Raw genomic sequence first — 24,203 nt, 5'->3', positions numbered from 1 at the left:
CTTGTGTCATTCCAACATACAACTGTGCAAACGTTTTGATTTGGGGGCAATTTACATAGTAGATAATGTCATGAAAGTAGCTGACACTGGAATCTAGCTTCTATTACACAAATTCATTAAAACAGCATATTTATTTGTAATCAAGTTTCCTGGATCCCAGTGTTAGCTACTCGGATGACACCCTTTTCTGCTAGAAGTTGCCTTCAAATTACTTGGTGCATGACACTGGGATCTCATTTATATTACATAATTCCATCAAAACAATTCGATAAACTACCTTCAAAAACAATTTAATCTTGCTTGAATAAAACATGGCCAAAATAATCCATGTTTTCAAGCACTTTTCCACTACCTAAGGCAACACAACAAAGTGGGTCATCTGCAACACGAACCGGTAATTTTGTTGTTTCACTGATAACTTTACCTAGATTACGTAATAATCCACCACCACCGGATAAAACTATTCCTCTATCGACTATATCAGAAGAAAGTTCAGGTGGAGTGCTCTCCAGCGCAGTCTTAATAGCAGAAATTATCTGATGTACAGGCTCTATTAAACTCTCTGCAACTTGGTATTCTGATAAAAGCATTTCTTTTGGCATGCCACTCACTAAATCCCTGCCTTTAATTATCATTTCCTCTTTGTTATTTTCACCTGGCAGACTGGCTGAACCTATGCTTTTCTTAATTTTCTCAGCGGTTGTTTCACCGATTAACAACTTATGATTTTCACGAATATATGATTTTATTGCTTCATCCATAATATCGCCACCTACTCTGGCAGAACGTGAATAAACAATTCCGCCTAAAGAAATAATTGCAACTTCAGTTGTACCGCCCCCTATATCAACAATCATAGAACCCTCAGGTTCAGTAACCGGGAGCCCAGCTCCGATTGCTGCAGCCATTGGTTCTTCAATTAAAAATACTTCATTTGCACCAGCACTTTCTGCTGCATCTTGTATAGCACGCCTTTCAACTGGCGTGGATCCAGATGGAACGCATATGATAATATTAGGTTTATTAACAGTGAATTTTGTGTTTGCACTGCGTATGAAATATTTTAGCATTTCTTCCGCACTTTTAAAATCAGCAATGACTCCATCTTTTAAGGGCCTTATCGCCTCTATTTCTCCAGGCGTTTTTCCAAGCATCATTTTAGCTTTTTTACCAAAAGCATAAGGAACGTAACTTCCTTTTTCTTTTATTCTTGCTACAACTGAAGGCTCATCAAGCACTATTCCCTGATTTTTCTGATAAACTAAAGTGTTTGCAGTGCCAAGATCTATAGCAATATCGCTAGCGAATAAACCTTTGAAAGTGAAAAGGCTATAAAACTTTCCGGTTAATTTTCGAACAAAATTCATACATAACTCAAGAAAACCATTTATTAAGACAAATTATACTTTTCAGATAAGTAGTAAGTAACACACTCAACGTCTAAACCCTTACCTGTTACTTTTTTTAGCAGTTCCAGGCCACACTTTGCACTGTATATATTTTGAGATAACCAACTGATAAGTAAACTAAAATCTCCTTTTATTATAGCACTTAATGATTCGTAATGATTCTTTTTAACGCAAGAGAAAATCTGCACAGCAGCAATTAAAGCAATAATTTTTATAGGAAAGTATCCCATAACACCGCTTGCCCAATATTCATCTTGAAAATAAGTGTTTAGCTCATTTTCAGCTTTTACTGGAATTTTATAGTGCTTCATACCTTCCAGCCACGCATCATGCAGGTCTTTGACTTCCAATGTACCATTTATTATATCTTGTTCTAACCTAGTTCTCAACATAATATGAGCTAACAGACTAAATTCATCTGCATTTTTTAAAAAAGAAGAAAGGTTTATTTCATTGAAAATCAAGTACAAATTTTCAACACTGCTAACTTTCTCGTTAGTTTTGCCTTTTATAGCAAATTTCTCTTTTATGTGTGGTTGAATAAACTCAATAAATTCTCTGGATGTTCCAATCATCCTTTCCATGAATAACCCTTGAGTTTCATACATAACATGTCTCGTAATTGGACTACTTATAGAATTTTGCGCTAAACATTTTTGATAAATTGCATAACCACTATGCCGTAAAAGTGAAAATAAACCATAACAAAAATCAGATTCATCATAATCTATAGGGTAGTAATAAGAAGTACGAATCTCATTTAGTGCAATACCCATTTGCTGTAAACATAATGAGCCAAGTTCAATCTGTTTCTGAGTAGCAACTTTTTGTATATTAGTAACCTTATCCTTTTTCTGCTTTTCAATTATTTTATCTACATTTTCGCTAAAAAATTTGCCTACCTTGGGGAATACTTCCCTTATATTCTTTTCTGTGATATCAGAGTCATAGTCAGCAAGCAGTGAGTCGTATTTTGAGCATTTTAATTGCTGCGATTTTATAGAAGCTACTTCGCGAATGAGTGTGATTAAATCAGTAAAACGTTCTTTTAGTTTTTCTAAGTTACTGGTTTCAGAATGAGATAGCTTCCATAAATCTTGGCATTCAACCTTAGCTTTGGATAAAGACTTTACTAAATCAATAGGAACAGCACTGTTGCTTTTATGTATTCTCTCTATTAACTTTAGCTGCTGAGTATTTGCACTTTTTTTGTTACCAAGAGCATCTGCTAATGATTCCTTTATTGCGTCATGAGAGATAATTTCATGTCTGATTTCTTCTAGAAGACTCATTTGTTCAACTTTGTCCTCTATATTCAATTGGCTTTGGTTTAGTACTTTTAGCGTATTTTCGATATTCTTTACCCTATATAATACTTCCTCTAAAAACTTATAAGATTGCATATTTGTTCATTATTTTAGAAAACATCTGTTTAATACCGTAATAGATTAATAATAAAGTTAAAAGTATATTTGCTTAAAGTACAATAAAAAATTGTACTTTTTATTCTTTTATTGGATTTTTCTACTCAGAGTCCAGCATATTATAGGAAAATTAATTGTAAGGTTGTAGAAAAAGTATTTAGTATTTTATTTCTCTTGACTATATTACAATATGGAGAGATATTAGCTACTGAAATTAAAGTTACGCACTATTTAAAATTTATGGAGGTTTAGTAATGTGGAGTAGACTGGTTATAATGTGCTGTTTTTGTTTATTACTTACTGGTGTAAGTTCTTGCCCAAAAAAAGGAGCAAATACAACAAATAAAATAAATTCTGTTGTTAAGCAGATAGGTGATAAAAGAGTTTTCTTTGGTTATGATGAATCTAGTATTGCTGAAGTAAGTGCAGATGCATTACTTGACGTAATGGAGGTGTTACAAGATAACCCTGACGCGAAGGTTACTTTAACTGGTCACACTGACAACCGTGGTTCTCATGAATATAATCTTGCGCTAGGCGCTAGAAGGGCAGATGCAGCTAAAAAATTTATGGTTAGTTGTACACCCTACATAGAAAACAGAATAAAAACTGCTTCTAAAGGTGAAACTGAGCCTTTGGTTAATGTAAAAGATGATTCTAGAAATTCTAAATATGAAAAAGAGCATGCTAAAAATCGTAGAGTGGAATTTTCATTTTCTGGAATAAAGAAATAGTTTCTTGCATTAAAACCTGGATCCCAGTGTCAAACACTGGGATGACATAAAGAAAGGGCACTGGGGTAGACAAAAAAGGACAAACTTGTCATATTTCGTTGCTTGTTAGCGGGATCTATATATACCACAAATAAGTCGCGGTATGACGTAAGAGATCTGACCTGTCTGGCCATCAAGAGACATAATGGAATTAGAGTTATTATTTCAAAATGTGGTTAATAGTTTTGCTTTCTATAACAATCAAGTTGCAGTTGCAGTATCAGGTGGTGTAGATAGTATAGTCTTACTGCACTTAATGACTAACTGGGCAAAAAAAAACAAGCTTTCACTTCCTACAGCATTAACAGTAAATCATGGGTTACGTCCAGAGTCTCAAAAAGAAGCTGATTTTGTTGTAAGTTATGCAAAGGAACTTGGAGCAAAGGAATCGTTCATATTAAATTGGGAGAAGCAAAATATTAAAGGCAATATTCAGTTACAGGCACGAAAAGCACGGTATAAGTTACTAGCAGAGTGGTGTAAAAATAATAATGTTAAATATTTACTTGTTGCTCATCACAAAGATGATCAAGCAGAAACGTTCTTGTTAAGATTAGAGCGAGGTAGTGGCGTAGATGGATTATCATCAATGGACTACAAGTCTTTCCTAAATGGTATTTATATATTTAGGCCATTGTTAAATTTTAGTCGTAGTGAAATAGAAAAGTACGCTAAGCTTCATCGGTTAAAATGGATCGAAGATAGAAGCAACTATGACTTAAAATACAGGCGAACTTTATACCGTAACTTACTTAAAGCAAGTGATAATCAAGAGATTTTAACAGAGCGAATATGCCTCACAGCCCTTCATATGAAAAGAGCTGCAAAAGCGTTGATGCACTACACACGCCTTGCGTTTAATGACTGCGTTAATGTGCATGATCTTGGTTATATTGAAATTAAACTAAGTGAGTTTTATCAATTGCCAGAGGAAATAGCCTTGAGGCTTCTTCTTTACTCCATAATGGCAATTGCCAGTAAACATTATAAACCAAGGTACAACAGCCTTATCGTAATATTTAATAAAATATTGCAAAAGGATAGTAATGTTAACTGTACACTTTCTGGGTGTAAAATAAGAAAACATGGAGAAAATATCTTGATAATTAGAGAATCGTCAAAGATACAAGAAATTACCTTAAACCTACCTTTAAATGAACCTACTCAATGGGATAACAGATTTAGCTGCACAATACTCGGAAATCAAGAGTGTTCAGTTATCATCGCTCCATTAAAAAAAACACAAAAAGTTCCTGAATTTCTGAAGGATTACAACTGCTGCCCTGAAGTTTTCTATTCTTTGCCTGTAGTGCTAAAAGATGGAAAGGTGCTTGCTTATCCTGATGTAAATTATAACGGAAAAAATACCAATGACGATAAGGTTCAATGCATTATTAATAGCACGATAAAACAAAATTTGGTAAGCTTGATTAGTATTTAGTTACAAATAGAAATGAAAAAATTTTTAGAAGGCTTATTGATCTGGTTAGTAATTATTGTTCTTATTTCAGTTGCTTATATTCAGTTCAGCGGAAATGTAGGTAAAAGTAAAACAATTATACCTTTTTCGGAATTTTTAACTAGACTAGAAGACAATGATGTAGAAAATATTGTCATAAAAAACCAGAGCATTGAAGGCAAGTTCAGGGACGGTTCAAGTTTCAATTCAAGCGGTGTCATATATAGCGACCTAATAAAAAATTTACATGATAGAAAAGTGAGATTCTCCTTTTCAACTGGAGATTCTGCCATGAACGTAATTGGTGGATTACTTATCTCATGGGTCCCAACATTTATCTTTATTGGCTTCTTGCTATTCTTTCTTAAACAAACACAAGCGGGGGGCAACAGAACTATAAGCTTTGGCAAGTCAAGGGCTAGACTCATGACTAGTGGAAAAAAAGTAACATTTGATGATGTTGCCGGAATTGATGAAGCAAAAGAAGAGCTAGTAGAGATCGTTGATTTTCTTAAACAAAGGCAAAAATTTCAAATATTAGGTGGAAAAATACCAAAAGGGTGCCTTTTGATTGGCTCTCCTGGAACTGGTAAAACTTTACTTGCTCGTGCAATTGCAGGAGAAGCTAATGTGCCATTCTTTAGTATTTCTGGATCTGATTTTGTTGAAATGTTTGTGGGTGTTGGTGCAAGTCGTGTTCGTGATATGTTTGATCAAGGCAAGAAAAATGCTCCTTGTATAATTTTTATAGATGAAATAGATGCGGTGGGTAGACATCGTGGCATTGGTCTTGGTGGCGGCAATGATGAAAGAGAACAAACATTAAATCAGTTATTAGTTGAGATGGATGGCTTTGAGTCTAATGAAGGTGTAATAATAATTGCTGCGACTAACCGTCCGGATGTCTTAGATCCAGCACTGCTTAGACCTGGTCGTTTTGACCGACAGATTACTATTTCTTTACCCGATATAAATGGGCGTGAAAAGATATTAAATACTCATATAAAGAAAATATCAATAGCACCAGATGTAAACGTGAAAACAGTTGCAAGAGGAACACCAGGTTTTTCAGGTGCTGATCTAGCAAATTTGGTGAATGAATCTGCACTTATCGCTGCAAGAAGAAACAAGAAGATTGTTACCATGGATGATTTCGAATATGCACGTGATAAAGTGATGATGGGCGTAGAAAGGCGATCTCTCATTATGACAGAAGAGGAAAAGAGACTGACTGCATACCATGAAGCTGGTCATGCGATGATTGCTGTTAATATGCCTGCTTCTGATCCTATACACAAGGCAACAATTATTCCACGCGGTAGGGCACTCGGTTTAGTTATGAGACTACCAGAAACAGATAGAGTGTCCCTCACAAGAGAAAAGATGCTAGCAGATATAACTGTTGCAATGGGTGGAAGAGTGGCAGAAGAGCTAATTTTTGGCTACGATAAAGTCACAAGCGGTGCATCTTCGGATATAAAACAAGCATCTGATTTATCACGCGCTATGGTAACAAAATGGGGAATGAGTGACAAAATAGGCCCGATCTATCACAATCGCGAACAAACCATACATGGTTCTGAGATAATTTCTGAAGATACGTTAAAACTTATAGATGAAGAAGTGAAGAAAGTTGTATCTTCTTGCTATGAAAAAGCAAAAGACATTTTGACCAAGCATAAGAAAGGCTTAGATCTCATTGCCGAAAATCTACTGGAGTTTGAAACTTTAACAGGAGATGAAATAAAGGACATATTAAATGGAAAAAAAATTGTTAGAGAGGAAAATGAGAAGAATGAGAAAATAAAAAAATCCTCTCTCTATGAGAGTTGACCTCATCTTAAAAATGCTAATCAGCTAACGCTGCAATAAAACATTCAGAATTGTAACTGTCAATATAAATTGTATTAAAATATTCATAATATTGCATTTTCATCACAATAATGCTATCATTCAGTTAGTATTAATGTTTAATGAGGTGTGAGTAATGATTGATATAGCTTCTATTGGTGTAAGTACAGTTATTGATCAGAATTATAGAAGAAAAGCACAATTATGTTTATCAGGATTATTTGTAACTGTGTCAATAGCAACTGTTACCTGGTTTATTTTCCCTGCGTCACAAAATGTATTAGCTCCGTTTTTACTTCCGGCTATGTTCTTGCTCTTCACTTTATCGATGGGTTATTACATGTTCATATTTAGTTGTGAAGAAAAATCTTTGGTAAAGAATGTTCTTGGTATGGTTGAACCGGATGAATCGGTAAAGAGAGTGCATTGCCAAGAAAATATTAAGTCCTTATTAGCAGAAGTGAGAAGTATAGCATTTCTCATAATAGTCCGAACAGGTCATAGGAAGGCAGAATCAACAGCACGACGAAAGGATTCGAATAGAGGAATGTTTTTCCTGGCTCTGTTTTTTATAGCAAACCAATGATGCTCAATTTTGTTGAAATCTGGAGAATAAGGCGGCAGATACAAAATTTCTGCACCAACCCCTTTAGCAAGCTCGATAATCTTATCAGACTTATGAAAAGTAGCATTGTCAAGAATGACAGTCTGTCCAGGTTCCAAGATCGGTGTCAAAAATTGCTCAAACCATCCATTAAAAACATCCATATTACAGTGGCCTTCAAAGGTTAACGGAACAACTATCTTTCTTCCACTTAAGGCTGCAACCATACTGATTCGTTGAGTTTTCTTTCCAGATTTTAAGGCATAAAACCGCTGTCCTTTCTGGCAATATCCGTAGGGGTAGTCTTCGGTGTTATCAATGCCAGACTCATCTATATACACTAAGTTTTTAGGTTCTTTTGTCGCTATAATTTTCAAAAATTCAGCACGTTTTTCTTCGTTTCTTTCCTTGTATCCATATGTCTTTTTTTGCGCGTAAATTCAATTTTTTTAAGGGCTCGATAGATCGTTTGGATACTAACGTTGTTCCAAAGTTTAGCCATTTCCGATAGAGTCTTTCCTCCGTGTTCTCTGGCAAATTTGGCAAAGGTATCCCAGTCGGTAATTTTGTGATTGTAACCCCCATTTCCAAGTTTTTTTGATTGAAAGTCTCCTGTTTCTTTTCTTCTTTGCTGCCACTCCCATAAAGTAGTTCGTCCAATCTTAAATCTTGCTGCCACTGTTTCTCTGCTTTCTCCTTCGTCTAGCGCTTCCATTGCTTTTTTTCTTAAATCATAACTATATGCTGCTGGCATTCAACCTCCTTATCATCATCTACCCTTATCCTATCACATCCGGACTTTTATGGAAAGAGCTATACTACGAAAGATAGGTTTCGTAACGTGCTTGTTAATCTTTGTTTTGAAGATCGTAGTAAAGCACACAAACTTGCATTATATGTGAAAGAAATTGACGATATTGTGTCTTCAATAAAAAATAAAGACCTCTTAGACCATTTTGATCAATTTTTTACTATTACTGAAGTAAGCAATAAAAAAAATAGAAGTGAATTAATGAACCTCGCAAGGGCATATAAGATGATAAGTGAAGAAGATCCAGACAAAATACAGGATTTTTTAGCTACTCAAACAAAAAGTTATTCATATGAAATAATGTTACCTGAAATTGATAATTTTCTATCACAAGCTAGGTGATTTTATCAATAATTTCATTGTGTACGTGATTATCATTTTTTGTTTCAATTCCAGTGATAACACTGCACCTAACGGGCTCTTTTATGGCTATTTCCTGAAATCCTTTTCTGACCTTATTGTAAAAATTAACATCCATTTCTTCATATTTATTCTTGTCTTTTGCTCTATTTAACCCAACTTTAACATCAATATCTAGAATGAATGTAATATCTGGATATTTAATTTCCACTAGCTTATGTAAGTCCCTTATTAGCCCTAAGTCAACTCCAAACCCATATCCTTGATATGCAATAGTTGAATCAATAAACCGATCACAAATCACTATTTTTCCTTCTGCAAGAGCTGGTAATATTAATTTTTTCATATGTTCGCGCCTCATCGAGATAAGTAGCAAGAGTTCAGAAATAGAATCAATATTATTCGTTAACAATACTCCTCTTACCTTCTCTGCAAAGTTAGTGCCACCTGGTTCTCGAGTCAATACCACATTATTTTCGCCGCGAATTTGCTTAAAATGATTTGTAAGTAGCTTAGATTGTGTTGTTTTACCAGAGCCGTCTATTCCTTCGAAAGTTATGAACATAAGTTTTATAATTATAATACTAAAAAAGAATATGCAAACAGTATACATAGAAACCGTTTGACATTTAAATAATAAGACCGTAAATTACATGTGGTATAATAATAGTCTATGGTTGCTCTGAATACTCCTAAAGTCGATTTTAGTTTTACTGCAAAAGATTTTAATCTTTTGGGAGTAGACAATAAATATTATGCATTAAGTGACTGTTGTGGAAAAAATGGTCTTATTATAATGTTTATATGCAATCACTGTCCTTACGTTCAGTCAATTATTAGCAATCTGGTAAGCGATGTTGATCAATTGAAAAAAGATTATCAGGTAAACACCATTGCAATAATGCCAAATGATGTAAATGAATATCCAGAAGATTCCTTTGAAAATATGATTAATTTTGCCAAGGAAAATAAGTTTACATTTCCATATTTAATTGATAGTACACAGAAAATAGCTAAAGAATACGGGGCTGTTTGCACTCCTGACTTTTTCGGCTTTAATTCCAATTTAAACCTTTGCTATCGTGGACGTTTTAACGACGCAAAAAAAGAAAAGGTTCAAAGCTATGAAGTAGGAAGTAGTGACTTATTTCAAGCTATGAAATTTATTGCAGAAACTGGTAATTCTCCAATTGACCAAAAATCAAGTATTGGCTGCTCAATTAAATGGTCTAATTCTACAGGTTAAATATCATGCACAGTGGCTCTCAGCATTTGTTTGATATTATAATTTTGCTTTCTGCTGCTGTGTTTATAGTCATAGCATTTTGGAAAATGAATATTAGTCCAGTGCTTGGTTACTTCGTTGCAGGTGCAGTTATTGGTTCTCACGGATTTAATCTGATACACTCAGCTGAAGTAATGGATAATCTTGCAGAATTTGGTGTAGTTTTTCTATTATTCATTATAGGCCTTGAATTGACATTTGAACGCCTGATCGCTATGCGTATTCATGTATTTGGGTTCGGTTCTCTTCAAGTTATAGTTACCATGGTAGCAATATGGTGCATCGCTCTTGCTTTCGGAGTGAATACGAATATAGCAACAGTTATTGGTGGTGGGCTTGCGCTATCCTCAACAGCAATAGTGTTGCAGGTTCTGCAAGAAAAAGGTTCTCAAGCAAGTCAGGTTGGTAGGTTGTCGATAGCAGTGCTATTAATGCAAGATTTTGCAGTGGTACCATTAATAGTATTGGTACCTTTACTTACTGGCAATTCTGAGCACAGCCTGATAAGCTCATTGGCAGGTTCATTGGTGCAAGCAGCTATTGCATTAGTGCTGATATTTATAACTGGTAGATTATTGCTTAGACCTTTATTTTCGGTTATTGCTAAAATGGAAAGTAATGAGATCTTTATATCAACAACGCTTTTAATAGTATTAGGAGCAGCATTTATTACTGAGCAATTCCATTTATCGTTAGCATTAGGTGCATTTGTTGCTGGATTGTTAGTTGCAGAAACAGAATATAGACACTCAGTAGAACACGCAGTATTGCCATTTAAAGATTTGTTTCTTGGCTTATTTTTCATGACTGTTGGTATGTCCATCAATACCGAACTTTTACTCAATAAGTTACCACTAATTACTTTATTATCGATTATCCTTATCGTTTTAAAAACATCTATTATATATATATTGTGTAGATTTTTTGGGTTTAAGAGTGCACCTGCTATACAAGCTGGGTTACTGCTTTCACAAGGCGGTGAATTTGCGTTTATTTTGTTTCGCTTAGCAGATGAGCTAAATGTGCTACCAAGTGAAATCGCTCAAGTACTTATGATGGTAACTACAGTAACCATGGCTTTCACTCCTCTTTTATCGGGGCTTGGAGATTGGATAGCAAACTCATTTAGCACTGAGAAAACAATATTAGATGATGAAGCTGTTGAAACAGATACACAAGATCTTTATAACCATGTGATAGTTGCTGGATTTGGTAGAGTGGGATATATGGTAACAAAAATGCTTACGGCAGAGCATTTAAGTTACGTTGTTGTAGATATTCAATCGAAAATAGTCAAAGAAGGAAAAAGTGATAGTTTTCCTATATATCTTGGAGATGTTACAAGATGTGAAATTTTAAAATCTGTAGGAATAGAAAGAGCTCAAGCTCTCGTTATTTCAATAAAGAATGAAGTTACTATAAAAAAAGTTGTTTCTTTAGTTGCAGCAAATTTTCCGCATGTAAATATTGTAATACGCTTACCAGATCTGAGTAATGTGGAGGTTTATAGAGATCTAGGAGCTAGTAAAATTATTCCTGAAACATCTGAGATAGGATTGCAGCTAGGTGGAGCTGCACTGAGCCTTAGTGGTATTAGCGAAAGTGGAGTTACGTCTTTAAAAAGTAGATTCAGAAAAGGCAATTACAGTATGTTAAAAGACCTTGGTAGTGATAAAGATGAATAACTACTTCTCTAATTTTATGTACAGAAAGCTTCAAGCTTTATTGAGGTTTTGCCTATAGTAAATTACGCACATAATCAACCAAATTAAGGAAAGTGCAAACCAAGTGATTGCATATTCCAAATGCTTCATTGGCTGTACAGCTAATTTGCTACCAAAATTGTTCGGCCACAATACACACTTCTCTAGCTTAATACCTAACTCATTGGAAATTTCTTCTGTACTCAGGGTAAACCATGTATTCGAAGCAGTATCGTTCTTGATAAACCAATTTTTGCTTTTACTGCTATTGCAATATAAAACTCCACCTGCAGCTACTTTTTCAATTTTTGCTCTTTCCTCTTTTTTTTCTTTAACTATTCCTTTGTTCACTAGCATATAATTTCCAGTAGTAAGTAGCATAGGAGATAACACATGATAGCCATGTTGTCCTGCAAAAACATATAGTTCTATGTCACTTAGAATCCCATCAATCTTGACATGCCTATAGTTAAATTTTTCAAGGTCGTTATTGGGCAATAGATGAACAACTGGAAGACTCATATTTTTGATAATATTATTCTTCCAGTTCAATCTGAATACTTGCCATAATCCTAATAAAAAAAGGAGCAAGCAAGGTACAATTAAAATAAATACTATTTTTTTTAACACTCTATATTTGTGTTCTTAAATAGTTTTCAACACCCATTAGTTCAATAAGGTCAATCTGTTTCTCAATCCAATGGAAGTGCTCTTCTTCATTTTTTAACATCTCTTCTAATAACATTACACTAACAAAATCCTTTTCTTTCTCAGCGATAGAAATCGTTTCTTTGATATCTTTGATACCTTTTCCCTCTAATTTCAAATTAGCTTCTAAGATTTTCCGTATTGTGTCTTTTGTAAACTTTCCATCATGCTTTGATATTTCGTTTGTATCCTGAAAATTTGGAACTCCTTTAAATAACAAAATTCTTTCTGCCAACTTGTTTGCATGTTCAAGTTCTTCGTTAAGCTCATTTTTTACCTTTTCTGCAAGTCTATTAATTCCATTGTTTTTGAGAACCGCAAAATGCAAAAGATACTGGCGTACAGAAGTCAGCTCATTGGTCAATAATTTATTCAAACATTTTACTATCTCTTCATTCATAATCTTCCCTTAGTTCAATTTATCAGCATAATTTATATGATAACGATAGTTATAGCAACTCATTTAATAGTTCCTTTGATAACAACCGTATTAAATAGCATGTCGTGGTATGTCTGTTTTTTCTTAGAGAAGCAAGCAACTAGATACCAGCAGAGAGTGAGCAGCACCGTTAATATAGTGAGTAGCACTATTAATATATCGAAAGCGTTTATTAACACGTCCTGTTCTTGGAAAAGCTCGATGAGGATAACTATTATGTTATATAATAGAGAAAGAAAAAACTGAGAAATGCTTCTATCAAATGCTAAACTCAAATCTATTTTAGAACCGTCCAAGCTTATGGTATGTATGTTCATTAATTGCTGACCAGGAGTTGCTTGGGCTTTTGAAGATATAAAATATGTGAAGTAACTGCAATCTATACACATAGATGAAATTAACGGAAAATTCTTTAACAATAGTCTGATTAATAAGTTTGGAATTAATAAAATTGCTCTATCTATCAAATATGCGCAAAAGCGTCTTATTATACTGGCAATCTCTGTAACAGTGGTCATTACCTATCTTCTAAATACTTTATTATAAAATCTGTAAGCTTATCAAAATGTTGAAAACATAACAAATCTTCATAACCGCTTATTGATTGACCGTATATAATAGGTAAACAATTGGCATTTTGTGCACACAGAACATCTGTGATGCTATCACCAACGAAAAACACATTTTCTCTATTTATAGGCAACGTACTCTCTTCTAGTGCAAATAGCAGTGGGGTTGCAGATGGTTTATCTTCCGCGGTATCGCATGACCCAACCACTCTTTCAAAGTAAGAATCCAGTTTAAAATAGGTAACTTCTTCACGTAAATTAGTATTTTTCTTATTACTTACTATTGCTAGATAAATATTGTGGCTTTTCAGTGTCTGCAACATTTTCTCTACTCCTTGATTCAAAGCAATGTTTTGCAATAGTGCATCATCTAAATATTGTTGATATATCTGATTCGCTTTTTTCCACTGATCGCCAAATAAATTGACCATATAGCTCTTTCTCGACTCATGGGAATTTCTATCAGCAGCTTTATTACTATACCCCATTGAGTTTATGGTATGTTTAATAGCATTAAAAATGTTATCTTGAGTGTCAACTAAGGTATTATCCCAATCGAATACTACTGCTAATGGGCTATCTTTCATTTCTTATATAATTATACATTTTAACTTAATAAGTAAATAGCATTTTAATGAAAAAGATATAAATAGGACGCCCTTGATAAACACTTTTTACCACAAGTTATGTTAACTGTTTTTTATATAATTAGCTAATATACTGGTTATATGATATGTTTTAATAGGTAACAGGTATGGCCCAGACATCTAAAGAAAGTGTTGAAAAAAAGTTTAAAGATGTTTTTGAACGTTCTCCAGGTGCTTTTCCAGAAGGTACCTCATTAGAAGAGAAGGTTAATTATATCGCAAAAGGAACAGAGGCTCTAAAAGCTGTGAAAAGTAAGGAGCTTGAGAACAAAATGAAAAACGTTGCAGAATTGAGTCAGAAATTTGAAAGTCAAAAAGGACGTGCAGATGAAAAAGTACGTCAAGATTTTGAAAGAATTGCTGAGCTTGACCAACAATATAAAGGGAAGGGCATCTTCACAAGTGAAAAAGTTGCAGAATTAAAAAATGACAAAAAATTTCAAGAAGCAGCTAACACTCTTAGAGAAACTACAACAGAAGGTAAAAGTGTTGAACAGAGTGGACAAAAAAAGACTTCTGAGGCTTCTGTACAAACAGATACACAGCCATCAGAGCACATCGTTAGTCCCTCAGTGAGCAAGAGTTCTGTAAAAGAGAAGCTCAACACTGAGCCGGACAAAAAAGATACCACGCCTCAACCACAAGGAAATCAAAAAGAAGAAGGGTTTTTGAGTCTTCTGAAGCGCTTTGTTAAGAAAATATTAGAAAAACTTTTGGGTGAAGGTGAAAAGGATGTAGAGAATGCTCGTGGCATGAAAGAAGATGCTCAAAGAGATACGTCAAATAACGAAGAGCAACAAAAGAGTAAGCAGCTTGATGAAATTTTAAAGGACAAAAGTGTAAGCGAGGGTTTGAAGCAGGCAACAAAGCTTGAGAACCCAGCAATAACGCCTGTTAATACTCCTAAAGTGAATGAAGTAAACACGGGTCGTGAAAGGTGATCCGCTTTCAAGCTTCATTATACCGCCACGAACCGTCATACCGCCGCGGTATCTCTAGATCCCGCTAACACGTAGCGGGATGACGATTGTCAGGGTGTCATCCCAGATACTGTCTCTGCTGTCAAACAAATTATCCAACAAAATTACAATTAAATGGTTGATTATTTTTAAGAATACCAAAAAAGACATGCATTAATTTTCGCATTAACGCAAGAACTATGACTTTTGGACATTTGCCTTTACTTGCTAGACGCTGACAAAACTTTTGAAAATGATTATTATGGTTTTTGACTACTATAGCTGGCATATAAAGAGCTTTTCGAATACGCTCAGATCCTATTTTGCATATGCAACTTCTCTTACTTACTGACGATCCCGATTGATAATGTCCTGGATTTAGACCAGCAAAAGCTGTAAATTGTTTAGCATTGTCAAAGTTATCAACTGATGGCATTTCTGCGACAACAGCAACAGCAGTAAGATATCCTATACCTTTTATAGTCTTAAGGTTTTCCACCATATTTTTTAGATGTGGATAGTTATTTATATGCTCATTAATTTCTTTTTCGAGAACAATAATTTGCTCCTCTATTGCCAAAATTACTTTAGATATAGCTTCTTTGCAACTGGAATGCATATTTTTGTTTTCCAAGCGATTTGTCTGTTGCACCTTATCATCTTTTAGCGATTGCATGCAACGGTAAAGCTCCCTCAAATGCCTCATTTCAGGTGCAATGGGCTTCCAAAGAGCAGGTTTGTTGGCGATACAAAATCTAGCTATCATAGCTGCATCTGATTTATCTGTCTTATTTCTGAGCAGCTCACTTTTGCCAAAAGCTTTCTGGGTTTACTATACTGACATTATGTCCTAAATCGTGCATAAAAGTAGCCAAATCTTCTCCATACCAACTAGTTGCTTCAAGACATAAATGAGTAAGATTTGCTCCATGGCCATTGCACCAAACTACAAGTTTTGCAAAACCATCTTGATTATTTTGAAAGACTTTGTGTCGTTTTTTACTGTCCACTAACAAACATCAAATTTCTTTTTTGAAATATCCACACCCAAAATAGCATTTACTTGCATAAAATTGCCTCCAAGACTATAAATAAACTGAGAGTTTAGACTAACCTTGTAATACGGGATATAATTCCAAAAGATACTGTTCAGTCTTTAACTCTATGGGAGGGAAGCAAAATCTGGCTTAATGGCATTAGTGTCGCATCAGCTTCACCCTCCCTGTGAGGTATTTTAGCTCTAATGCCTCACATCATAAAGATACAAGTGTCACGCACTGGGATGACAGCAGTCCTACGTCATACCGCGATTCATTCGCGGTATAGATTCCGCTAACAAGTAGCGGAATGACGAATTTTTGTTTTTCAAATTATCGTAAGTCACTTTAGCTATATCAGAGCAATAGAGGCAGTGCGTAGAGGAGCTCACCAGACAAGATTTGCTCAGGAGGCTCGAGTGTGAGCGTCAGGCTTTTAGTTGTATCGATGAAATCCCATCTCAAGCAGAGCTACATATCGGAGAAGGTGATGATGAGGATTACTTCACTGGTGAAAAAGGAAGAGTACTCGGAGATTTCTGGAATTTCTTTGAAGCTCTCTTTAACCTTTTTGAAGTAAATGTAGATGATCCGAAAATCTACCAAATGCTCAAGGAGAAGAAAGAAAAAAATTGGCTTCTTTCGATAATTAAATTTATGCGTGACAAGCTTAAGGAGTTAATCAAGAAGATTTTTGCACGCGATTTAAGTTTCAATCAGAGGTTGGACAAAGAGATAAAAGAATTGCAGGAAAAATTAGGCAGTGGTGAGTTATCAGAAGAAGAGTTTGCAAGGGCGTTAGAAAGATTAACTGCATTGCAAGATCTGAAACTCAGGTTACAAATGGCCGTTGTCGGATGGATTGTTACAATGTTCGCAGAGATGTTTGGAGTTGAGTTGGCGGCTGCGGTAGCGGCATCTACAGAAAAAGAAGATAAAAAAGCAGAAAAAACATCATTAAAGGAAGAAGCAATTAAAGAAGTTCATAAAGACGTAGAAATCAAGGTAGATGAAAGAGAAAAGCCTAAAGTGCCAGTTTTCCTTTTTGAAATTTCACCAGGATTTGTAAGGCCAATTCCTCTGAGCAAACCAGAGCTTGATCTTTTGTCGAATTCTCTGAAAGATCGAGTGCCTTTTGTGCAAACACATGATAGAGGTAAGGAGGATATTGAGAATTTGCCAAAACAAGAAGTAAATAAAGAAGACAAAAAAGCGAAGCCGAAGAAAGGGGTGTGTCCACCTGATCCAAAGACTGCAACGAATACGACAGGGAAGGTACAAAATCGGAGAGTGCAAAGATGCGATAGTGATTGGCAAATAAGAAAAAACCTAGAGACCCACGGAAGCACTCCAAGCCGGCCTGCTCAAAGCTCTATTTCCAGCAAAGAAGCTTCGAATCAATCTGCTGAGAGTTCTATTCCTAGCGGAAGTGCTTCAGGACAATCTGCTCGGGAATCTGCTTCTAACAGAGAAGTCCCAGAGCAATCTAATCAAGCTAACAGAAGAGCTCCGAATCAATCTGTCAAAAGTTCTGTTGCTGATTATGAATACGATTTTACAGTTGGTGTTTGGAATGATGCTGAGAATGAAGGTTCTGTAAGTAATGCTCAGCCAGCAAGCGAATGTAGTAATGTAAAAGTTAATAATCATGTGGATTCAATGGGAAAGGCACCAGAAAGAGCACCATCAAGGGGATACTAGTGTAGCTTTAGATGACAAAAAGACTAGATCCCAGTGTCTGTACGACTAGTACAACATTGCATAATTCTATTATGGCTATTTTGATCAAAGTTTGCAAGACTTTTTATGCGAAATACTATATACAAGTGATTGTGATTGATTTCAATTTGATGAATTAACATTCTAATAATATTTTGCTTAGTCTGCCAATCTACCAGATCAAGTTTTGATTCAACACTTGAGGAAAAGTTTTTCAAGCTATCTGTAACAAGGCTCAATTCTTGTTGTAATTTCTTTTGATCAAGTACTTTTTCTTTTTCCTCCTCAATTTCTTTTAAATGCTGTTTCATTGTTGTAATTCTTGGCTCAAATTCTTCTTGGCTTATAAACCCTTTGGCATAGCTATCTATAAATTTTTTTATACTTAATCTTAACTTACTTTCTTGCTTTTCACGTGTTTGATTATGTAGAGGTTTTTTGTTCTCTGACAATCTACGTTGATATTCATTTGCAATCCTATCTGGCTCTTTTAGTATACTCTTGACTTCTTCCCATATAACTGCATCTAATACATCAGTGCGTATTGATTTATTGTCACATATTCTGTTGCCATTAAACCTGGAGCCAGAACAACGGTAGTAAGAATAACGTTTATTTCTACTATATACACCACAATAAGTATATTGGCAACGCTGACATACTGTTAAACTCCGCAACAAAAAAGTTTCTTTTCTTTCTCGAGCTCTTGCCCTTTGCCTATTTTCAGTTAGCTGTACTTGCACTGAATCAAATAAATTATCACTGATTATTTTTGGCACTGGAACGTAAATCCAGTTCTCTTTATCATTACTAAAATGACCATTTTTGAGTTTACCACAAGTTCCTTTTTTTGATTTCCTTACTTGTGGCTTCGAGCATGCCTTAGTTTTACCATAAGCTGCTCGTCCTATATAAGCAGGATTTTTTAACATCTTCCAGATAGTACTTCTTTTCCAACGTTCCTTTCCTGTTTGTGTTATTACCGATATCTCGCTAAGTCTACGTATAACTTCATTGATGCTTATTCTTTCTTGACCAACCCAATTAAATATTTTGCGTACTACATTTGCCTCTTCTTCATTAATCTCAAACTGAGCACTTCCTTCACCTACATGTTTTGCTATGTAGCGATAACCATAAGGTGCATTACTCATTACACTGATACGGCCAGTTTTAGCTGCATGAAGTTTTCCTCTGCGATTACGTTCCATAATCTTTGCACGTTCATACTCTGCTACTAATCCTTGAATTCCTAAAAACATATTAGATTCTGGGTTATCCTCAAATTTATGATTTAAGAAAACAACCTCTGAACCTGCTTTTCTAAACTCTTCGAGTAAGAGCGCTTGGTATGCAGATTTGCGTGATAACCGATCAGGTGAATGAATATATATCTTATCAATCTTACCTTCTGCTACTCTATCACGTAAACTCTCTAAGCCAGGACGTTCTAAATTTGATCCACTATAACCATTATCGACAAACTTATGCTCATCTAATAACTCATGTCCATCACTACCAATGCGACGCTCCAATTCTACAATCTGACTCTCTATTGTATTCTCCTGTGCCTGTTGTCTTGATGAAACTCTTGCATACAAGCTTACCGTTGTCATTTTCTTCTACCTCCTTTGTTTTACATTTCAATAATTGTTCATAAGCATTTGCCAAATATGTACCCGCCAACCTGTGAGGTTCATAACGGCAATTAATAGTTAATTCCCCTTTTTGCATGTTTTTCTTCCTGTGAATTTTTTTATAGGTTAGGAGACTTCTATTAAACTAAACCAATGCACACCTTATGTTCCATTTAAGAAAGCTATCTAGTTTACACAAATTCTCCCTAATTAAATATACAAGATTTGAAAAAATTATGTCCAAAAAATCTTTGCTTGAATTGTCATATTATGTATAATATAGCTTATTTAATATGGTATGAATGTTCATCCAAGTTACGAATTCTGGGAAAGTGATTTAGAAGTTCCGGTCAACCTTTTACTAGAACGTTTTCAGGATTATAATATACGTCAATCTTGGTTAGATTCCCTTTCTGGTAAACAACTGAGCATCATTTTTCAGCATTGCTTTAAAAATCATTTAAATGGACAACTTTTTCAGGACGGAGATTATGACGATAGATCCACTCAACAAAAACGTAAGATACTTACCAGTTACTCTGACTCTCTTTTTAACTATTATCTCATTAGCTACTTTGATTGTACAAAGCTTGAGGCTACAGTCAGTGAAGTAGCAAGATTTGCCCTTACTCAAGAGTTAATGAGATCATACCTGATAAAAAATAACACTAAGTATGATAAAAGATCCTTATTGTTTTTACTATTTCACATAAATTGCAAACTTCTAAAATTTGTCTATCACTTTGATAAAGTACAAAAGAAAGGTTTCGTATCATTTGCTCTACAGAAATCACCAAGACAAATAAATACTTCATTTAAGGAATTTATGTCACAAGAAGCCGTAGAGCAGATACTTAAGGATGATGACCAGTTGCAGGGTTTTTTCCATCATCAAGATCGAATATATATGTTTGTACGTCGAGGAAGTGACATGGATTTACTGCTTAATTCAAACAAAGTTGTTCATGGTCATAAACCTGAGTGGATGATTTTAGATTTTTCGCTTGATGGTACAAAGGTTAATCTCTGTGCTAAAAATACTAATAAAGCTGTGGAAATAGCAAATAGTATTGTAAGTGGTTATTTTAACTGCGAATGTACTTTTGTAAATATACAGGATAAGAACTTTCCACTACAAGTGCATAAATTTCTTCAAGCATGTATAGAGGGTTCTGACCCTAATATTTGTATATTTGAGTTAAATTTTAAGTCAGATTATTTCAAAAATAGTAATACATATCTTACTTTGAGTGTAAAGCCGTATGATCCTATTGCACCAGAGTTACATATTTTAAAGTCATCTATTGGCAATATACTACAATCTATTCAATCAGCTAAAGTAATGTTCCAAAACAAAAAGGTAACATTTTCTTTCAAAATAAGTGGGGAAGTTTATTATTCAGAGCATCCACTCAATAAAAAGGAAAGAGAGGAACTGAAGAAACATATAAAACAATCTTATGGTCTTAAAATCCTTTCACGAGCAAATTGCTGATCTTTTAAGTTTAAATATACTATGATATAACCATAGTATATTTATATATATAAGGTAATTTGCCAATCTGCCAACTTGCTGAAACCAGCCTGAGAAGAGCGCTTTTGGCTACTCCTTCTAGTTGGCAATTTTTTGCCATCTTGCCAATCTGACGTTTGTACAAAACTATATAAGATATTGATTTTCTTGTATTTTTACTAAATTCAGAATGGCAGATTGGCAAATTCTGCAGTTTGCCAATCTGCCATTCTGCCAATCTAATTTGGTAAGATCACGCATAACCCAAATATCTGGGTTTTCAACAGGCAGAGTTACTCCATTGTTTGACGAGAGATAATAATCTGGTTTTACTAATCTATATTGATTTTCAGCAATCTTCAGCTCCATGTCTCTTACACACAAGTAACCATACTTTGACCTTGTACTTGATCTTACAGCCTTTTTAAAGAATTTTATATAACCTATGGTTGCAAGATGGCTGATTCTTTCACGAATGCTACGTTCACTACCAAGTCCCAACTTTCCTTCAAAGCATTTTGCAAAGCTCGCTGCAGTATACACTTCTCCTTTATATGCTTCATTGGCAATTAATTCTAAAATTATATCATGTCTTCTCAAGCGCTCTAAATCCAGTTTATTATTATAATCATCCCTTACTACCCTTTCTGAATTAAAATTTGTATCATATTGCAAAAACGATCCATTTTGCCAACAAAATGAAATCTTATTTTCTTCTGATGCAGAATAATTAGATTTCATTCGGCAAAGAACACGATCATTACCAGTCTTTTCTGGTCTTGACAAATACCATCTAGATCGAACAGAATTATTCCATGCTGTTGAACCTCCTGTGCCAGTTTTGCGTATTATTCCAGAATCCGAAGGATGTGCACATAACAAAACAGCCCCTTTAATTATCTGCGCTATTCTGCCACAACAGTTTTGTATAAATTGTCTCACATGAGAGCGATCATTTTCGTTACCTCCAAACAAATCTGCTGCTGTATCCAGAACTACAAGTTTTGGCTGAAATGATTTAATATCTTCAAGTAATTCCTGAAAGTAAGTAGTTATAGCCTTTCTTATAATAGTCCGAATGCGATAAGATATGTGTTTATGGCTATAGCAGGCCAGTAGCATATTACGGTCTGTTCGGATTATTGTAAAAAGAGCTATAAGAGGTTGTCCGGAAACAAGTAAAAGGCTATAATATCTGAAATTTTAGTACGGGGTAAAGATGAGAAAAAAGTATCCAACAGATCTAAGCGAAAGGGAATGGGCAAGAATAGAAAAACACTTCAGAGTATCATACAAGAAAGGAGGAAGGCCGCCAAAGTATAGCAAAAGAGAAATATTAGAAGCAATTTTCTATGTATTGCGTACAGGGTGTCAATGGCGGTATTTACCAAATGATTTTCCGCTATGGAAGACTGTGTATGAGCAGTTCAGGCAATGGAAGAAGCAGGGAATTTTTGAGAAAATGAATTATGAAATTACAAAATATAGTAGAAGAAAAATAGGAAGGAATGAGCAGCCGAGTGCCTGTATAGTAGATAGTCAATCTGTAAAGACTACAGAAAAGGGGGGATCAAAGGCTATGATGGAAGTAAAAAAGTAAAGGGTAGAAAAAGGCATATAATTACAGACACTCAGGGTTTTATACTAGGTTGTTACGTAGGCGCTGCTAACGAAAATGATAGAGATGGTATTAAAATAGCATTAAACAATATGAGAACAAAATATACTAAAGTTAAAAAAATGTGGGCTGACATGGGATACCAAGGAAGAAATTTAAAGAATCACATAAAGGAAGAATATGACATAGATATTGAAATTGTTAAAAGGCCTCCATGTAGATTTTGGGTGCACAAAGATACGCCACCTGAGCTACTACCAACAAGAGAACAAGGGTTTAAAGTACAGCCAAGAAGATGGGTTGTAGAAAGGACTTTTGCTTGGGTTAATAGGAATAGAAGGCTATCGAAGGAGTATGATTTACTCACAACATCCACTGAGAATTTCATATACCTAGCTATGAGTAGGGTTATGTTAAAGAGGGAATATGCTTGAATTTACTTGTTTCCGGACAACCTCTAATTGTCCTGTACTTTTACTATTGAATACCATCAGTAAATTATCTTCTCCTGTACGAGATGATAAACAAATGTTGTTAAGAAAATCAGGAGACTTCATATCAAGCTGATATAATTTATTTATTGCACATTGTCTACGCCAAAGCTCTTCTGTGTCGTCTTCGCAAAATACACCATATGTCTTGATTTTCTCAATTGCTATCCCTAGCCAAGATTTACCAGTACTAGCAGCAGTCATTAATTGCTGAGCAAGGAGAGATTTTCCAACACCACCATCACCGTAAAGAGCTGTAACACTACCAACAGGAAGCCAATCCTTTACAATCCATTCCCTTTCTGGAGCAATATTAGTCCAAGCTCTAGTATCTATTCTGAGTGGCTTTCTATGATAAGGACTATTTGTGCTAAGGATAAATTCTTCAATATTTATTCCCTCTAACACACAATCAGCAGCATCCCAACTCCTTGGTTTATCTGGTGGAATCTTAAGCGTAGCAAGTGATGCAACACCAAGTTCTAAAAGTTTCTTTTCAGCGTTTTTGGCATATTTATTACCTGCTTCATCATTGTCTGGCCAAATGATAATTTGTTTACCTTTTAGCGGAGTCCAATCTGTTCTATCAATAGGCGCATTTGCTCCAAACATCGCAGGTGTAGCTGTAATTCCTTTCTCTATAAGTGCTTCTGCGCATTTTTCTCCTTCAACCAGAATAACCTTATTGGACTTTAAAATACCTGGAATGTTGTAGAGTGGCCTTATCTCTGGCTCTTTGAATCTTTGTTTTTTAACATCAAATGGTTTAAACTGTTTTTTCTCTAAAGGAGGATCATAACGGTAGACTATTACAATCAATTGGTTATTTTCATCGTAGTAGTTCCAACTACAAGTCAGATATTGTTCTAGATCTCTAATATTATTTTTTTCTTTGATGCCAAGCCATTCACTTATTGAGAGCATTACTTCAGGAAATTCTGTTTTCGCATTCTTCCCGTGTACTGTTGCCCAAAGGTCGATAATGTCACCACCTTCTCCCGTTGCAAAATCTTTCCATAATCCAGCTTTTTCGCCTGTTAACTCTATTACAGTACTTTTGCCTTTGTTACCCTGTACATCACCTACATAAAACTTATCACCACGAAATGTCCCTCTTGGTAACAGATGAAAAAGACAAGATCTGATGTTTTGCAAAATCTGAGTTTTTAGCTCTACCATGCTGTCCG

The 24,203-nt window shown here is 35.0% G+C and carries 20 protein-coding genes and 2 pseudogenes; 10 read left to right on the top strand and 12 right to left on the bottom strand.

What is annotated here, in order from left to right; genetic code table 11:
• Nucleotides 1-290 precede the first annotated feature (290 nt).
• Both OPR52_RS01135 and OPR52_RS01130 read right to left on the bottom strand, forming a co-directional pair.
• A complete protein-coding gene (locus tag OPR52_RS01135; protein ID WP_038199625.1) occupies nucleotides 291-1,367 on the bottom strand; it encodes a rod shape-determining protein in 1,077 nt (358 codons plus the stop codon).
• 23 nt (nucleotides 1,368-1,390) lie between these two features.
• Nucleotides 1,391-2,812, bottom strand: a complete 1,422-nt coding sequence (locus OPR52_RS01130) for a gluzincin family metallopeptidase (protein ID WP_264723062.1) — start codon at nucleotides 2,810-2,812, stop codon at nucleotides 1,391-1,393.
• A 275-nt stretch (nucleotides 2,813-3,087) separates the two neighbouring features.
• Between OPR52_RS01130 and OPR52_RS01125 the strand changes: the two genes are divergently transcribed.
• The 3 genes from OPR52_RS01125 to ftsH all read left to right on the top strand — a co-directional run bounded on the left by OPR52_RS01125 (nucleotide 3,088) and on the right by ftsH (nucleotide 6,898).
• Nucleotides 3,088-3,567 (top strand): OmpA family protein, encoded by a 480-nt coding sequence (locus OPR52_RS01125; RefSeq protein WP_010081889.1) that lies wholly within the window; start codon nucleotides 3,088-3,090, stop codon nucleotides 3,565-3,567.
• Between the two features lie 184 nt (nucleotides 3,568-3,751).
• Complete coding sequence (gene tilS, locus OPR52_RS01120; RefSeq protein ID WP_007548788.1) at nucleotides 3,752-5,047, top strand: tRNA lysidine(34) synthetase TilS; 1,296 nt, start codon at nucleotides 3,752-3,754, stop codon at nucleotides 5,045-5,047.
• Between the two features lie 12 nt (nucleotides 5,048-5,059).
• Nucleotides 5,060-6,898: an ATP-dependent zinc metalloprotease FtsH gene (gene ftsH / locus OPR52_RS01115; protein WP_012673393.1), complete on the top strand. Its 1,839-nt coding sequence runs from the start codon at nucleotides 5,060-5,062 to the stop codon at nucleotides 6,896-6,898.
• A gap of 516 nt (nucleotides 6,899-7,414) precedes the next feature.
• On the opposite strand, the gene OPR52_RS01110 is transcribed toward ftsH, so the two are convergent.
• Nucleotides 7,415-8,274, bottom strand: a protein-coding gene (locus tag OPR52_RS01110) for an IS630 family transposase (RefSeq protein WP_265037751.1) whose coding sequence is annotated in 2 segments (ribosomal slippage) — nucleotides 7,415-7,950 and nucleotides 7,950-8,274 — 861 coding nt in all. Because the reading frame shifts where the segments join, the coding sequence is not laid out codon by codon here.
• An 87-nt stretch (nucleotides 8,275-8,361) separates the two neighbouring features.
• Between OPR52_RS01110 and OPR52_RS01105 the strand changes: the two genes are divergently transcribed.
• Complete coding sequence (locus OPR52_RS01105) at nucleotides 8,362-8,673, top strand: hypothetical protein (protein WP_264703555.1); 312 nt, start codon at nucleotides 8,362-8,364, stop codon at nucleotides 8,671-8,673.
• On the opposite strand, the gene tmk is transcribed toward OPR52_RS01105, so the two are convergent.
• A complete protein-coding gene (gene tmk / locus OPR52_RS01100) occupies nucleotides 8,666-9,256 on the bottom strand; it encodes a dTMP kinase (RefSeq protein ID WP_264723059.1) in 591 nt (196 codons plus the stop codon). The genes OPR52_RS01105 and tmk overlap by 8 nt on opposite strands.
• Before the next feature lie 108 nt (nucleotides 9,257-9,364).
• Between tmk and OPR52_RS01095 the strand changes: the two genes are divergently transcribed.
• Nucleotides 9,365-9,937, top strand: a complete 573-nt coding sequence (locus OPR52_RS01095) for a thioredoxin family protein (RefSeq protein ID WP_213863316.1) — start codon at nucleotides 9,365-9,367, stop codon at nucleotides 9,935-9,937.
• Nucleotides 9,938-9,942: 5 nt separating this feature from the next.
• On the top strand, nucleotides 9,943-11,661 hold the full coding sequence (locus OPR52_RS01090; RefSeq protein WP_265038288.1) for a monovalent cation:proton antiporter-2 (CPA2) family protein: 1,719 nt from the start codon (nucleotides 9,943-9,945) through the stop codon (nucleotides 11,659-11,661).
• Between the two features lie 30 nt (nucleotides 11,662-11,691).
• Here OPR52_RS01090 and OPR52_RS01085 read toward each other — a convergent pair whose 3' ends face one another.
• The 4 genes from OPR52_RS01085 to OPR52_RS01070 are packed head-to-tail and all read right to left on the bottom strand — an operon-like array spanning nucleotide 11,692 to nucleotide 13,982.
• Nucleotides 11,692-12,309: an SURF1 family protein gene (locus OPR52_RS01085; RefSeq protein ID WP_264723058.1), complete on the bottom strand. Its 618-nt coding sequence runs from the start codon at nucleotides 12,307-12,309 to the stop codon at nucleotides 11,692-11,694.
• Between the two features lies 1 nt (nucleotide 12,310).
• Nucleotides 12,311-12,787, bottom strand: coding sequence for a bacterioferritin (bfr, locus tag OPR52_RS01080; protein ID WP_264723057.1), 477 nt, complete (start codon nucleotides 12,785-12,787; stop codon nucleotides 12,311-12,313).
• 59 nt (nucleotides 12,788-12,846) lie between these two features.
• Nucleotides 12,847-13,344: an RDD family protein gene (locus OPR52_RS01075; protein ID WP_264723056.1), complete on the bottom strand. Its 498-nt coding sequence runs from the start codon at nucleotides 13,342-13,344 to the stop codon at nucleotides 12,847-12,849.
• Nucleotides 13,344-13,982, bottom strand: a complete 639-nt coding sequence (locus OPR52_RS01070) for an HAD family hydrolase (RefSeq protein WP_264736267.1) — start codon at nucleotides 13,980-13,982, stop codon at nucleotides 13,344-13,346. The genes OPR52_RS01075 and OPR52_RS01070 overlap by 1 nt, the downstream gene beginning before the upstream one ends.
• A 167-nt stretch (nucleotides 13,983-14,149) precedes the next feature.
• Here OPR52_RS01070 and OPR52_RS01065 point away from each other — a divergent pair, with 167 nt between their 5' ends.
• Nucleotides 14,150-14,983 (top strand): hypothetical protein, encoded by an 834-nt coding sequence (locus tag OPR52_RS01065; RefSeq protein WP_265038287.1) that lies wholly within the window; start codon nucleotides 14,150-14,152, stop codon nucleotides 14,981-14,983.
• 130 nt (nucleotides 14,984-15,113) lie between these two features.
• Here the strand turns inward: OPR52_RS01065 and OPR52_RS07815 are convergent.
• Nucleotides 15,114-16,070 (bottom strand): annotated as a pseudogene (locus OPR52_RS07815) (IS110 family transposase).
• 370 nt (nucleotides 16,071-16,440) lie between these two features.
• Here OPR52_RS07815 and OPR52_RS01050 point away from each other — a divergent pair.
• A complete protein-coding gene (locus OPR52_RS01050; protein WP_265038286.1) occupies nucleotides 16,441-17,739 on the top strand; it encodes a gas vesicle protein GvpG in 1,299 nt (432 codons plus the stop codon).
• A gap of 23 nt (nucleotides 17,740-17,762) precedes the next feature.
• On the opposite strand, the gene OPR52_RS01045 is transcribed toward OPR52_RS01050, so the two are convergent.
• Entirely contained in the window at nucleotides 17,763-19,373 is a 1,611-nt protein-coding gene (locus tag OPR52_RS01045; protein ID WP_265038285.1) for a recombinase family protein, read from the bottom strand.
• Between the two features lie 319 nt (nucleotides 19,374-19,692).
• On the opposite strand from OPR52_RS01045, the gene OPR52_RS01040 reads away from it, so the two are divergent.
• Nucleotides 19,693-20,889 carry a hypothetical protein gene (locus tag OPR52_RS01040; RefSeq protein WP_264951355.1) on the top strand — a complete coding sequence of 399 codons (1,197 nt, stop codon included), beginning with the start codon at nucleotides 19,693-19,695 and terminating at the stop codon, nucleotides 20,887-20,889.
• A gap of 165 nt (nucleotides 20,890-21,054) precedes the next feature.
• Here the strand turns inward: OPR52_RS01040 and OPR52_RS01035 are convergent, their stop codons facing one another.
• Nucleotides 21,055-22,029: an AAA family ATPase gene (locus OPR52_RS01035; protein ID WP_265038284.1), complete on the bottom strand. Its 975-nt coding sequence runs from the start codon at nucleotides 22,027-22,029 to the stop codon at nucleotides 21,055-21,057.
• Nucleotides 22,030-22,126: 97 nt separating this feature from the next.
• On the opposite strand from OPR52_RS01035, the gene OPR52_RS01030 reads away from it, so the two are divergent.
• Nucleotides 22,127-22,959 (top strand): IS5-like element ISWpi1 family transposase gene (locus OPR52_RS01030; protein ID WP_094189578.1). Its coding sequence is split into 2 segments (ribosomal slippage): nucleotides 22,127-22,496 and nucleotides 22,496-22,959, totalling 834 coding nucleotides; the frame shifts between segments, so codons are not numbered across the junction.
• A gap of 24 nt (nucleotides 22,960-22,983) precedes the next feature.
• Here the strand turns inward: OPR52_RS01030 and OPR52_RS01025 are convergent.
• Nucleotides 22,984-24,195: pseudogene (locus OPR52_RS01025) on the bottom strand (AAA family ATPase); the annotation flags it as partial.
• Nucleotides 24,196-24,203: the final 8 nt, after the last annotated feature.

The organism is Wolbachia endosymbiont (group A) of Hylaeus communis (assembly GCF_947251915.1).
Classification (GTDB): Bacteria; Pseudomonadota; Alphaproteobacteria; order Rickettsiales; family Anaplasmataceae; genus Wolbachia; species Wolbachia pipientis.
The sequence above is the reverse complement of the archived record's forward strand: the minus strand, read 5'-3'. Positions and strand labels throughout refer to the sequence as shown.

What these genes read in the sequence shown, in the direction of transcription:
- OPR52_RS01075 (WP_264723056.1), bottom strand. Translation starts at nt 13,344, where the DNA reads ATGACCACTGTTACAGAGATTGCCAGTATAATAAGACGCTTTTGCGCA.
- OPR52_RS01135 (WP_038199625.1), bottom strand. Translation starts at nt 1,367, where the DNA reads ATGAATTTTGTTCGAAAATTAACCGGAAAGTTTTATAGCCTTTTCACT.
- OPR52_RS01095 (WP_213863316.1), top strand. Translation starts at nt 9,365, where the DNA reads ATGGTTGCTCTGAATACTCCTAAAGTCGATTTTAGTTTTACTGCAAAA.
- OPR52_RS01070 (WP_264736267.1), bottom strand. Translation starts at nt 13,982, where the DNA reads ATGAAAGATAGCCCATTAGCAGTAGTATTCGATTGGGATAATACCTTA.
- OPR52_RS01065 (WP_265038287.1), top strand. Translation starts at nt 14,150, where the DNA reads ATGGCCCAGACATCTAAAGAAAGTGTTGAAAAAAAGTTTAAAGATGTT.
- OPR52_RS01125 (WP_010081889.1), top strand. Translation starts at nt 3,088, where the DNA reads ATGTGGAGTAGACTGGTTATAATGTGCTGTTTTTGTTTATTACTTACT.
- OPR52_RS01035 (WP_265038284.1), bottom strand. Translation starts at nt 22,029, where the DNA reads ATGCTACTGGCCTGCTATAGCCATAAACACATATCTTATCGCATTCGG.
- ftsH (WP_012673393.1), top strand. Translation starts at nt 5,060, where the DNA reads ATGAAAAAATTTTTAGAAGGCTTATTGATCTGGTTAGTAATTATTGTT.
- OPR52_RS01045 (WP_265038285.1), bottom strand. Translation starts at nt 19,373, where the DNA reads ATGACAACGGTAAGCTTGTATGCAAGAGTTTCATCAAGACAACAGGCA.
- bfr (WP_264723057.1), bottom strand. Translation starts at nt 12,787, where the DNA reads ATGAATGAAGAGATAGTAAAATGTTTGAATAAATTATTGACCAATGAG.
- OPR52_RS01090 (WP_265038288.1), top strand. Translation starts at nt 9,943, where the DNA reads ATGCACAGTGGCTCTCAGCATTTGTTTGATATTATAATTTTGCTTTCT.
- OPR52_RS01040 (WP_264951355.1), top strand. Translation starts at nt 19,693, where the DNA reads ATGAATGTTCATCCAAGTTACGAATTCTGGGAAAGTGATTTAGAAGTT.
- OPR52_RS01130 (WP_264723062.1), bottom strand. Translation starts at nt 2,812, where the DNA reads ATGCAATCTTATAAGTTTTTAGAGGAAGTATTATATAGGGTAAAGAAT.
- tmk (WP_264723059.1), bottom strand. Translation starts at nt 9,256, where the DNA reads ATGTTCATAACTTTCGAAGGAATAGACGGCTCTGGTAAAACAACACAA.
- tilS (WP_007548788.1), top strand. Translation starts at nt 3,752, where the DNA reads ATGGAATTAGAGTTATTATTTCAAAATGTGGTTAATAGTTTTGCTTTC.